We start from the raw sequence: 12,500 nt of genomic DNA on the forward strand, positions 1-12,500 counted from the left end.
CCGTAACCCACTGTTTATCAGCTATACAGCGACTTTTTGAATACGAAACTCGCGTTTTATAGATATCGATGGTCAATCGAACGGTTGTTTAAGCATCTTAAAAGTGGTGGTTTTGATATTGAAAAAAGTCATTTAGTAAATTTGGACAGATTTGAGAAATTATTAGTGGTAGCTGCTATCAATTCAGCCTTAATAATCAAGAATGGATTAATACAAAATGCACTAAATCCAATTCGTATAAAAAGCTATAAAACCATTGAAAAACAACTATTTTCATTATTTACTTATGGCTTTGATTATATTAAAAATGCCTTCTATCAATCTATAATAGCTATAACTCAACTCATAGATACCTTATTACTACCTCCAAAAAAAGAGCTTTTTCACACTCTCAACGCCCCATTACAAAAATTGTAGGGTACTATTAAGAAAAACTGTTTCTAATTTTGAGCACTTTTTTGATGCGGTTTACTATGCTCTTAAAAAAGTCACTACCTTATCGCATTAAGCTATAGCATAATAATTAATATTCCAATATATCCAAAATATGACCATACGGACCAAGTACATTGTATTGCGAAATATGAAAAGAAAGTTTTTAAATTTGTTTTTTGTTTTATAATATCATTATTATTAATTTGCTTTAAATCTAAACCGGTTTTTTCTAAGCTTACAAAACTTACGCTATGTTTGGTTCTAAATATCGTAAAGATGGAGAACGAAGCTGTTGTTGCATATAGTCATCTAAAAGCCCTAACTTTATTTGGTAGACCGTTTTACCTATTTTATTTGCAGTTCTTTTGAGAAAAGCCCAAACTAGAAATGCACAACTAATGTGATTACGTTGGATACGCTGTTTTCTGCATTGGTAACGTTCTATACCAGTCAGTTGCTTAATTTTTCTATGCATGCTCTCAATTACCCATCGCAAGCCAAACTCATCTTGTGCAGCTTTAGAAGATTTTTGAGTTTTGTTATTGGTAACAACATAATCAACTCTGTTGGTAGAAACAGTAAATTTAAACAAATTAACATGCTTATTTTTGGCAAATCCTTTTATATGAATCTCCATTCCATTCTTAATTTCTTCATCTAAAAACATCAACTTGCTAACAGCTTTATAAGGCTCGTAATCACACGTTTTACTAACATTTCTATTGGCTTTAATAGGGGCATAATAATATTTGCCCAAGGAGTCAACATGTTGCATAATTTTGTGTGTAGCATACCATGTGTCAAAAAGTACAGTTTGAAAAGGAATCTTTTTACTATAAACAGCATTATTGAACATCTTTAGTAGGTGATCTAGTTTCGTCGCTCCATCATGATCAGGTGAAAAAATGCGATAATCTATTACCCAAAACTTATCAATATCGGGGTTATAATATACAAGACTCACTACTCCTATACCGGTAGTAACTCCACCTGTAGCTCCACTATACTGCGATCTAGCAACCTCTATTTTCTTTGTGTTCCTTTTGTTTAACACCGTATCATCAAATATTGTATATCCGTTAGATGAAAAGATAACATCATTCTTAATGTGTTCCCATAACAAAGAAGGAGTATATTTTTCATTTTCTAAAAATCTATTAATAACATCATGGCTACATTTCTTGGCATGTTCAGCGTAGTAGGTTAAACTATAATTCTTTTGGCTAATTGTTAAAAATTGACAGTAATCTGTTCTATTAATTGGTATTGCTTGCAATCTGTTCCTCTTTGACATGTTTAATTATTCTTACAATAATTTATCACTCTTCCACTCATAGCGTAAGTTTTGCCTGATTACCAGCATTATCATATGCTGTTGCTATAAGCTGGTTTAAATCTTGCCCATTAAATATATCTTTCCGAAAGTTTGTTTGTGTCTCTTCAAAGCAATATGCGGCTGTTTCATAATATTGCTTTTTTTGAACTGGCTCTCTTTCTTTTTTAGCTAGCTCATTATAAACCAAACCCGACTTATAGTCACAATAGTAGCAACTCCAAGTGCAACTAATACCCCTAGAGTACCAAAGAGGGTAATTAACGCTACAGCAGGATACTGCACTGGAGGCTTTACCATCTCTGTAATATAAAGTTCAGCCCCTGTAACTTCCGTAGCAGAAGATATACCTTGCAACCCTCTAAGAAGCGTAATAAACACTGTTGCAGTAAAACCTATTTCCTCATAAGAAGGTAGGATAACCATACCTATACAAGTACATGCCATCATTATGGTTGTAATTATAATTGTCGGTTTACGTCCGATATTATCCCCAATCCAGCCGAATAATAAAGCTCCAAACGGTCTAAATACAAATGTTGAACAATAAGCAAAAGCGGATAATACTTTTACTGAATAAGGATTATTAGGAGAGAACAATATTGTATTAAGTAGCACAGCCATATGAACATATAGCATCAAATCAAAATATTCTAAGAAAGTTCCTATGGATAGTAAACTTATTGCTTGTTTTTGATTTTTAGTTAAAGTTCTTTGTTCTTTTTGATATCCCAACATAACTTCCTTATAAAAAATAAACTGCAAAAAGGGTTATATTTTTTATATGCAAGTCAACAAAAAAGTTAAAGAATTAATAAGAAATATTTACAAAGCTTAAAGCTTCTTTAACTAATGGAATAGTTATTTTTCTCTTAGAAGTTAGTGCAAAGTTATTGATATACTCCAATTTTTCTAAAATTTTGTTATATTCTCTAGGCAAATTCACTAATAAAAAATCTATTACTATTTGTGATATTGTCACAGAAGATATAGCAAAATGTTTAAATATTAAAATTTTAATTAATTCATCATCAGGAGGATAAAGTATAACGTTTAATACAGAATTAATACGTGATGATAGATCAGGTAAAATAAAGTTTTTGCCTTTATTATTAGATGTAAGTAAAAGATATTTTTGTTTTTCGTTAATAAGGTTAAATAGATGAAGCAATGCCGTTTCCTGCCAATTTTCTATATCCTCAATAATGAAAGCATTATGATTTGCTAAAATTTTGTCATCAAAAAAAATATCTTTAATGATGTAAGCATTGCTTAAATTTTGCCATATTTTGGTTAGATAAGTTTTACCTGAAGAGGCAGGACCTTTTATTAGTAAAGTAAATTTATAAGGATTAACTCCAAAACTATTTTGCCAGTTTTGTACAGCATTATAAGCTAGAGCATTAGACTCAGAAACAATAAATTCCTCAGGGTGATACTTTGAAGAATTATTAAAAGGAAATATATATTGCATTTATTGAATTGAATAATTGCTCTTAATTTATAAATGATACTCCTCGCAGCAGAGCTACGAGGTATCTATCCAAAAAGTTTTAACTGTTTTTGTTGAAATGCTTTATAAGAAGGTTTGCCTGAACCTTGATTTTTTACATAATTACGTAATTTCTGCTCATCACCATGTTTACATACTGTGCTCATAAAATATCCTTTACTCCAAAACTCACTTCCCCATAATTTTTCTTTAAGATTTGGATATTTCTTAAACATTTCCTTAGATGTAATACTTTTTATGATTTGAGTTATTTTTGTTGGGCTATACATTGGTATTGACTGTAGTAAAAAATGTACATGTTCTTTATCTACTCCTATTTCCAAAAATCTAATTTCATAACGAGCTTCTATGTCCTCACAAATTTTACATAAATAATCGTCTAGTTCCTCTTTGAATATTACTCTTCTATACTTTGCCGGTGTTACTAAATGATATATTAGTACTGTGACATTATCACTTTTATGTATATAACTGCTTTCTTCCATGCATCTAGTATATCACGAAGCAGACCTTCGGGGAATTAAACCCTAAGAGATTAATTGCTAATTGATACTCTCCTTCAACTAATCCTTGTTTTGCTGCTAATTCAAAATAATAATTTGATTTTTCATGAGTATGCTCTACGTCTAATCCTACAAGATGCATGTAACCCATATATAAATAACCTAAAGGCTCTCTTTCTTTTCCAGCAGCATCAAATAGTTCATATGCTTTTTTATAATCTTTGGAAACTTCAAACCCATGAAAATATTTTTTACCCAGAATTAAATTATTATTTTCTTGATTATTTTTTGCAATAACAGGTAAGGAAATTATACTTATAATAGTTAAAAAATTATTATTTTTATCTTCATATCATTAATCCTCTAAAGATATTTTTCATTTTCTTCCTTAACGAGTGCTATCAACTGCTCAACCGATAATACTTCCTGCTCGGTAGCTCCAAGTTTTCGAATAGTTACTTGTTTATTCTCTTTTTCTTGTTTTCCGATTACTGCAATCATCGGTACTTTTTGGTTAGAAAACTCACGGATTTTATAATTAATTTTATCCGGTGATATATTAATATCGACTCGCACTCCACTTTCAATTAAAGCTTTCTGCACCTCTAAAGCATAATCGTTTAAATCGCTTGTAATGGTAGCAATTGCAACCTGCACAGGAGCAAGCCACAAAGGAAAACGTCCTGCATATTCTTCGATTAATATCCCAATAAAACGTTCAAGCGAGCCAAGTATTGCTCTATGTAACATTACAGGTCTTTTTTTCTCACCGCTTGCTGCAACATAGCTAGCATCTAAACGCTCAGGCAAAACAAAATCCATTTGCAGAGTTCCGCATTGCCATTGACGCCCTATTGCATCTGTTAACACAAATTCAAGCTTAGGACCATAAAATGCCCCCTCACCCGGGTTTAATGTATAGCTATAACCTGCTTTCTCTACTGCCTCTTTTAAAGCATTTTCAGCCTTATCCCAACTCTCATCGCTACCAGCTCTAACGTCAGGACGATCAGAGAATTTTACCTTTATATCAGTAAAACCGAAATCCTTATAAACCTCTGTTAGTAATTTACAAAAGCTAACTGTTTCCTCGGTAATTTGTTCCTCAGCACAAAATATATGTGCATCATCTTGCACTAAACTCCGTACTCTCATCAAACCATGTAAAGCACCGGATGCCTCATTACGATGGCACAAGCCGAACTCAGACATACGAAGCGGCAAATCACGATAACTTTTGATACCTTGCTTGAAAATCTGTACGTGACAAGGGCAGTTCATCGGCTTTAAAGCAAGCGTCTTGTCGTCCGTTTCTAAAGCGAACATATCATCACGGAACTTTTCCCAATGTCCAGAAAGCTCCCAAAGACTTTTATCAACTAAAACAGGAGTCTTAACTTCAATATAACCATTTTTACGAATCTTTCTTCTGATATATTGCTCAATAGTATTATATATACTCCAACCCTTATCATGCCAAAATACCATTCCTTGAGCTTCTTCCTGAAAATGGAACAAATCAAGTTCTTTTCCTAATTTTCTATGGTCACGCTTTTCAGCTTCTTCAAGCATGAATAAATAGCTATCTAGCTGCTCTTTAGTAGCCCAAGCCGTACCATATATACGCTGCAATACTTCATTTCGGCTATCACCACGCCAATAAGCTCCCGCAACTTTCATTAGTTTGAAATGTTTAACAAAGCCGGTAGATGGAGCGTGCGGACCTCGGCATAAATCAATAAAATTACCTTGCCTATATAAGCTTATAGGCTCATTTGACGGAATTGAGGCGGTAATTTCAGCTTTATAATGCTCACCTATCAATTTAAAAAATTCTACAGCCTTTTCTCTATCCCATAACTCTCTTGTTACTTTTTCATTTTTTTTAGCAAGCTCATGCATTTTAGCTTCTATAACTGCTAAATCATCAGTGGTAAAAGGTTTACTTCTTGCAAAATCATAATAATAACCATTCTCGATAGCAGGACCGATTGTTACTTGCGTTTCAGGGAATAACTCCTTTACTGCTTCCGCTGTTAAATGTGCAGCATCGTGCCTTATAACTTCAAGACATTCAGGATCTTTAGCAGTTAAAATACGTAAGCGGCAATCATTATCGATTTGAGTACTTAAATCCTTAAGATCGCCATTTACTTCAGCAATCATTGCTGCTTTAGCAAGCGATGTTGAAATAGACTCAGCTATCTCAAACGCTGTAATATTTTTTTCAAACTGCTTTGCACTCCCATCAGGGAAAGAAATATTTATCATTTTTTATTCTAACTTATTTTTCTTTTAAACGATCAGCTATTAATTTATATGATTCATAAGCTTTAGCTGGGTCTTTTTCTAGCAATTCAAATCCTAGTCTTTCATTACTATTAATATGCCATAATTTACAAGCATCAGGACTAATTTCATCAGTTAACATTACCAAAGATTCCTCACCGGTAAATACTCGCCCGAATTCAAGGCTACATTCAACAAGCCGAATACCAATGCCGATGAACAAACCGCTTAGAAAATCATATATACGCAAAGCTTGCTTCTTAACTGTATTAATTTCATCTTTAGTTAACCAACCAAAATTTAATATTTGATGTTCATTAACTATCGGATATTTAAATTCACGACTTTTTACTTTAAAGTCAATTATTGGCTTATCAAATACAAAGCCTTCATCCATACCAAATTCTTTTACAAACCTACCGCACGCAACAGAAGATACGACTACTTGCAGAGGAAACATCTCAACATATTGAATTAACTGCTCTCTCATATTTAGCTTTTCAATAAAATGATTTTCAATACCAATCATTTCAAGCTTATTCATTACAAAAGAAGATATATTATTATTAAGCACTCCTTTGCCTGATACATCAATAATTTCACCATTTTCTAAAGTAGCTTTATCAGAAAAAGCCATTACAAGCAAAAACTCTTCTTCAGAAGTATATAGGGTTTTACTTGAACCTTCATATAGTTTTTTTTTCATATATTATTTTTTAAAATTTATTTAGCGTCATTGCGAGGAAAAACTACAAGTTTTGATAAAACAATCTAGTTAAAAATTGCTATAAATTAGCATTTTTTATTATTTTTCTGGATCTAGTTCCCAAGCCACGGTATGACTAAAGGCTTCTGAATCCCCGCCTATGCTAAGAATGACATTGTGGATATTTTTCGAACCATACAACAAAACCCCTTTGTACAATAATATATAAAAGAAGTCTAAGACTTTTTTAGCAACTTAATTGCTTTCGAAAAGTCCAATATATACTCTTCTTGTTTTTCTAAATCTTTGATTTTGAGATTTTTACTTGCTTGTTCTTCGTCACCGATAAAGACAATAAATTTGGCATTATCATTTAAGGCTCTTTGCATTCTTTTTGCCATTTTACCGCTTATTTCTATCAATGCAGGTATATTATGTAAACGTAATTGATCGGCTATTTTTAAAGAATACGAAATATTATTCTCGCCTATTGGCAATACAAATATTGGAGTTACCGAGTTTATATTATATTCCCGCATCAAGGCTATTCTCTCAATTCCTGCTGCAAAACCTATTGCCGGTACTTCATCGTTATTACCCATAATGCGGCTAAGCCCATCATAACGCCCGCCGGCAAGAATAGTGGATTGGCTTCCTAGCTTTGTAGTTGTGAATTCAAAAGCAGTATGGCAATAATAATCAAGCCCCCTAACTAGGCGTGCATTTATGGCGTATTTCACGCCTAAAATATCAAGATATTTTAATAACTCTTCAAAATATTCTTTTGACTCATCAGTATAATACTCTGATAAAACAGGGGCGTTAGCTACTATTTTTTGATCGATTTCACTTTTAGAATCAAGAATCCGCATCGGGTTTTTAGTTAGCCTTATTTTGCTATCTTCTGATAACTCATCCTTAAAGTTGTTTAGATATTCTACTAATTTTTGCTGATAAGTAGTGCGGGACTGACTGCAACCAAGAGAGTTTAACTCTAAAGTAGTATCGGCTAAAACCTCTAAACTTTCAAGTATATCTGCCGCTAGCTTTAAAGTTTCAGCATCAGAAATAGCCCCTTTAGCTCCTAAATATTCATAATTTAGCTGGTGAAATTGTCTTTGACGCCCTGCTTGCGGTCTATCATAACGAAAAACAGGACCAGTAGAAAATAATTTGAGGGGTAGTTTATGTTGTAAGCCGTTTGAGATAAAAGCTCTTACAACCCCTGCTGTAAATTCAGGACGTAAAGCTACAGATTCATTGCTTTTGTCTAAAAAGCTGTAGATTTCTTTGCTAATTACGTCAGAGCTTTCACCCATCGAGCGGTTGAAAACTTTGGTATATTCGAGTATTGGCACACTCATTTGCTTGTAGCCGTATAATGCTCCAACCTCTTTTGCTTTATTGATTATATAATCATGAACTTTATAATCATCCGGCAAAAGATCTTTCATTCCTCGAAGTGGCTGGAGTTTTTCGGTCATTTTGATTTATTTAATGCTATTTAATTAAATTAATTATATTATATAGCGAAAAGTATTAGGATATAGACTTTAAATTTTAGAGCGAGCTTGCGGAGCGTACATTTAGTACGAGAGCATAAGCGAGTCTCTTAAAATTTGATGTATATATCCTAATAATTGAAGCTATATTTCTTTCTTCATAAAAAATGATCTGACTATATATAAAGCAAATATCGTAACAACCCAAATTAATAAAGCACGTCCTGCTGTAAGTAAATTAAACTCACCATCATACATTTGAATGAACAATAAATAAAAGCATACTATTAAAATAAACGGAGCAATAATATATACTAAAGGACATTTAAATGGTCTTTGAGCATTAGGCAACCTTGTTCTAAATAATAATACTATTATTGCAACTGTTATATAATCAATAATTGCTCCCATTGAAGTTAATTGAGTTAATAACTCTGTCGAACAAAATCCTCCAAGAATAGCAGCTAAAGATGCAAATATTATAATTGTAATATATGGGCTATCATATTTAGGATGCAATTTTGCAAAACTTTTCGGTAGTAATCCGTCACGTGCAATAGCATAAAAAATACGAGAAGTACCATAAATATTCATCATCAGCACCGTCATCATACCGCATACAGCACCAGTTGCAACTATAGCTGAACCGATCTTACTGTTATTGATAGTTAAAGCATAAGCAAGCGGTTGATCGTTGTTTAACTGATCAAAAGGTGCAATACCGGTAACAAGCCCTGCCATTGCAACATACACTATAGTAGTTAGAACAAGCGAGCCGATAATACCAATCATTATATCACGCTTTGGGTTTTTACACTCTTCAGCAGCAGTTGCAATTGTTCCAAATCCTGTAAAGGCTAAGAATAAAATAGATGCACCGACTAAGACGTTACTAAAACCGAACGGCATAAAATTGCTCCAGTTAGTTGCATCAAAATGTGGAGCAGCAGCAACTATAAAGACGAATATCGCAGCCATTTTAACAAATACTAAAATAGCATTTAATTTTTTACTGTCTTTAGTACCTAAAAATAAAATAAACCCAATAAATACCGAAATTAAGAATGCAGGTAAATTTACTATACCGCCATTTGTCGGCACTGTGGTTAAAACTTTTGGCAAGTGGATTCCGCCGGCTTCTAATATCCCTTGTACGTAACCAGACCAACCGGCTGCAACTATTCCAGCAGCAACACCTAGCTCTAATATTATAACACTGCCTATCATCCAAGCAAATACCTCACCGAATGCAACATAAGAATAAGTATAAATACTTCCGGATGTTGGAAGCATTGCCGCAAGTTCAGTGTATACAAGAGCTACAAAAATACAGGTAATACCTGCAATCGCATAAGATACCATAACAGCCGGACCGGAAAATTTAGCAGCAATTATTCCGGTAACAACAAATACACCTGTACCGATCATTGCACCGAGTCCAAGTAGTATTAAGTCAAATGCTCCAAGAGTCTTACTAAGACCACTCGAGCTACCTATTTCTTTGACTGATTCAAAGCTTTTTTTTCTTAAAAAACTCATTTATTTCTCCTGTTTTTAGTGAGCTTATTTTTTATGAATTATGTATCATACTTAATGTCACCCCGTAGACAAGCCACGGGATGACAATTTATATCCCTAGTAATCCAGCCGCCGCCAAGTACTCTCGTGCCGTCATAAATAACACATGCTTGCCCAGGGGCAACGGCTTTTTCCTCGGATAGAAACTTTACTTTCATTCTATCACCCTCAAGCTTACTTATTTCAGCTAAACGAGGGGGTCTTGTTGAGCGGACTTTTACACTTACTTCCAGCTTCTCGCCATCCTTTAGACTATGGGCTAGCCAATTCAAGTCTTTAATTACAAATTCCTGCACATTTAACGCAGATTCTGGACCTACATATACTATATTACTACTAGGATCAATTTTTATCACATATAAGGGCTCGTGGTAAGATATTCCAAGACCACGACGTTGTCCTATAGTATAGTTAATTATGCCGCTGTGAGTTCCTAACTCAAAACCATTTATATGCAGAATTTTACCGCTTTCGCTGCTATTCGGACGTATTTTATTTATTACGTTCTTATAATTTCCATCAGGTACAAAGCAAATATCTTGACTGTCAGGCTTATCTGCCACCTCAAGCCCAAATTTACTAGCAAGTTTTCTTGTTTCATCTTTAGTAAGGTCTCCAAGCGGGAAATCTAAATATTCAAGCTGCTCTTTGGTAGTTGCAAATAAAAAATAACTTTGATCTTTTAAAGGGTCAAGTCCAATATGAAGTTCTGGACCATTATCACCATTTATTTTTCGTACGTAATGACCTGTAACAAGTTTATCAGCTCCAAGTTCTTTAGCAGTTTTGATTAGGTCTCTAAATTTTACTGATTTGTTGCATTGTACGCATGGCAGTGGCGTCTCACCTCTCAAATAGCTATCAACAAAATTATCTATTACCGATTCTTTAAATTTACTTTCATAATCAAGCACATAATGAGGTATGCCAAGCTTATTTGCTACCATTTTAGCATCATAAATATCTTGACCTGCACAGCAAGCATTTTTCTTAGCCGTAGCCATACCATGATCATATAATTGCAGGGTAATACCTATTACTTTATAGCCTTGCTCGCACAACACTCCAGCAACCACTGAACTATCAACGCCTCCGGACATCGCAACGACTAAAGTAGATTGTCTATCGTTTGAGTTAATCATAAAAACTTCTAAACAAACAGCAAATTATACTCGATTTACGATAAATTACAACCAATTATTTATAAAAAATTTTAAATTTTAATGTTACTTTTTTTCTGCTATTATTATACATGACTGAATAAATACTAATGTGCAGATGTTTAAAAAATATTTTAAAAGAATTAAAAGAAGTTATTTTGGTTTCTTAAAAGGAACAGTTAGAATAAATGATGATATAGTAAATTGTTCTTTCGAATCTGATTGGAAAATAAGCAATGATTAGCATAAAAACTAGAAAACCATTATACTAAACTTTAATTCAAATTAAAAGCTAATAATATGTCGTTGCAATATAAAAAACCCCTTAAAACTTTATGTAAAACAGTTGCTATATTAATATTTATTTATTTGGTGCTGGTTATTTTAGAATATGCCCATCAAGGTTTTATAAATGATTTATCGATGCAGAAAGTAGATCTATCAATTCAAAATTCTATAAAAGAACCTATTTATTTAGTTTCTTATGCTGATGGTACAGAACATATTTATCGTAATCAGAATGCAACAAGTCATTATGCTATTAATAAGGGCATAGATTTTATATTTAATTATAAGAAAAAACATATTGATGAGACATTTATAGAAAAACATCAAGAAATTTTTAGTGAAAAAGCAGGGGCAGGTTTATGGTTATGGAAGCCTTATATCATACTTGAAACAATGAAAAATGCTCCGGAGGGAGCTATTATAGTATATTTGGATTCAGCTTTTGTTATTAAACAACATATTAGCAATCTGACTAATCTGTTAGGTACTAATGATGTATTACTAGTGCATGATCGTGATCGTAAGAATGGCAGTTTTGTAAAAGGTGAAAGTTTTGCTTTGATGAATTGCCTTACTGAAGAATGTAGAAATGATGATCATATTTGGAGTGCGGTTATTGTAGTGCGGAATACTGAGCTTGCTCGCTCTTTTATTGGAAAATGGCTAAAAAGTTGTGAGGATATTAGAGTCCTTTCAGGTAAAGATTATAATATTCATCCTAATTATGATGAATATAAATGGCATCACTCAGATCAGTCAGTACTTAGCCTTGCATATCACCAAAATCCGCAATCGGTTAAAGTAATAGAATATGAAGAGACTACGCCATTTTTAAGTTGGTTTCATCGTAAAAACTCAAATAGTTCGCCATTAAAAGCCTGGTATAGTATATATGGTATAGATCCAATAATTAACTTTAATACTAATGGTAAAGCATTACCGTCTACTGCTCTTGTAAATACTTCACCAATAGTTAAATTACGTAAATGGATTATTGAAAACTTTTATTAACGAATCAATCTAATATTAGCATTTTTAATTTTTAATTCTGCCCATATTTTATCAGTAGTATATATAGCAATGTTATGGTATATACCGGTAGCAATGCAAGCTCTATCACCTAAAGATAAACCATATTGCTTAGTATAACTCATTAATTTATCCGCTTCTACTGCAATCTCTTTTGAAAAAGG

Annotated in this window: 13 protein-coding genes; 2 read left to right on the forward strand and 11 right to left on the reverse strand. The window is 33.0% G+C overall.

The genetic code is table 11. The features are described 5' to 3' along the window. Positions 1-84: 84 nt before the first annotated feature. On the forward strand, positions 85-417 hold the full coding sequence (locus ACOAL3_RS05280; protein WP_419235567.1) for a hypothetical protein: 333 nt from the start codon (positions 85-87) through the stop codon (positions 415-417). A 262-nt stretch (positions 418-679) separates the two neighbouring features. Here ACOAL3_RS05280 and ACOAL3_RS05285 read toward each other — a convergent pair whose 3' ends face one another. From ACOAL3_RS05285 to mnmA, 10 genes are all read right to left on the reverse strand, one after another. Beyond that, positions 680-1,711: an IS701 family transposase gene (locus tag ACOAL3_RS05285; RefSeq protein ID WP_473198146.1), complete on the reverse strand. Its 1,032-nt coding sequence runs from the start codon at positions 1,709-1,711 to the stop codon at positions 680-682. Positions 1,712-1,939: 228 nt separating this feature from the next. Further along, positions 1,940-2,506: an MFS transporter gene (locus ACOAL3_RS05290; RefSeq protein WP_419235569.1), complete on the reverse strand. Its 567-nt coding sequence runs from the start codon at positions 2,504-2,506 to the stop codon at positions 1,940-1,942. Positions 2,507-2,579: 73 nt separating this feature from the next. Then, positions 2,580-3,242 carry an HdaA/DnaA family protein gene (locus ACOAL3_RS05295; protein WP_419235570.1) on the reverse strand — a complete coding sequence of 221 codons (663 nt, stop codon included), beginning with the start codon at positions 3,240-3,242 and terminating at the stop codon, positions 2,580-2,582. A 65-nt stretch (positions 3,243-3,307) separates the two neighbouring features. After that, positions 3,308-3,766, reverse strand: a complete 459-nt coding sequence (gene tnpA, locus ACOAL3_RS05300) for an IS200/IS605 family transposase (protein ID WP_419235571.1) — start codon at positions 3,764-3,766, stop codon at positions 3,308-3,310. 4 nt (positions 3,767-3,770) lie between these two features. Continuing rightward, the gene (locus ACOAL3_RS05305; RefSeq protein ID WP_419235611.1) at positions 3,771-4,106 is read right to left on the reverse strand and encodes a tetratricopeptide repeat protein; all 336 of its coding nucleotides are present in this window, start codon (positions 4,104-4,106) and stop codon (positions 3,771-3,773) included. Positions 4,107-4,147: 41 nt separating this feature from the next. Further along, the gene (thrS, locus tag ACOAL3_RS05310) at positions 4,148-6,055 is read right to left on the reverse strand and encodes a threonine--tRNA ligase (RefSeq protein WP_419235572.1); all 1,908 of its coding nucleotides are present in this window, start codon (positions 6,053-6,055) and stop codon (positions 4,148-4,150) included. Between the two features lie 13 nt (positions 6,056-6,068). Further along, entirely contained in the window at positions 6,069-6,779 is a 711-nt protein-coding gene (locus ACOAL3_RS05315) for a phosphoribosylaminoimidazolesuccinocarboxamide synthase (protein ID WP_419235573.1), read from the reverse strand. 236 nt (positions 6,780-7,015) lie between these two features. Next, positions 7,016-8,263, reverse strand: a complete 1,248-nt coding sequence (gene hisS, locus ACOAL3_RS05320) for a histidine--tRNA ligase (protein ID WP_419235574.1) — start codon at positions 8,261-8,263, stop codon at positions 7,016-7,018. A gap of 162 nt (positions 8,264-8,425) precedes the next feature. Next, positions 8,426-9,820: an amino acid permease gene (locus tag ACOAL3_RS05325; protein ID WP_419235575.1), complete on the reverse strand. Its 1,395-nt coding sequence runs from the start codon at positions 9,818-9,820 to the stop codon at positions 8,426-8,428. A 38-nt stretch (positions 9,821-9,858) separates the two neighbouring features. Continuing rightward, positions 9,859-11,001, reverse strand: coding sequence for a tRNA 2-thiouridine(34) synthase MnmA (gene mnmA, locus ACOAL3_RS05330; protein WP_419235576.1), 1,143 nt, complete (start codon positions 10,999-11,001; stop codon positions 9,859-9,861). 318 nt (positions 11,002-11,319) lie between these two features. Here mnmA and ACOAL3_RS05335 point away from each other — a divergent pair, with 318 nt between their 5' ends. Further along, on the forward strand, positions 11,320-12,318 hold the full coding sequence (locus tag ACOAL3_RS05335; RefSeq protein WP_419235577.1) for a hypothetical protein: 999 nt from the start codon (positions 11,320-11,322) through the stop codon (positions 12,316-12,318). On the opposite strand, the gene ACOAL3_RS05340 is transcribed toward ACOAL3_RS05335, so the two are convergent. Further along, positions 12,315-12,461 carry a PIN domain-containing protein gene (locus ACOAL3_RS05340; protein ID WP_395476404.1) on the reverse strand — a complete coding sequence of 49 codons (147 nt, stop codon included), beginning with the start codon at positions 12,459-12,461 and terminating at the stop codon, positions 12,315-12,317. The genes ACOAL3_RS05335 and ACOAL3_RS05340 overlap by 4 nt on opposite strands. Between the last annotated feature and the right edge of the window lie 39 nt (positions 12,462-12,500).

The sequence above is a fragment of the Rickettsia endosymbiont of Nabis limbatus genome, from assembly GCF_965196655.1.
In the GTDB taxonomy this organism is placed as follows: domain Bacteria; phylum Pseudomonadota; class Alphaproteobacteria; order Rickettsiales; family Rickettsiaceae; genus Rickettsia.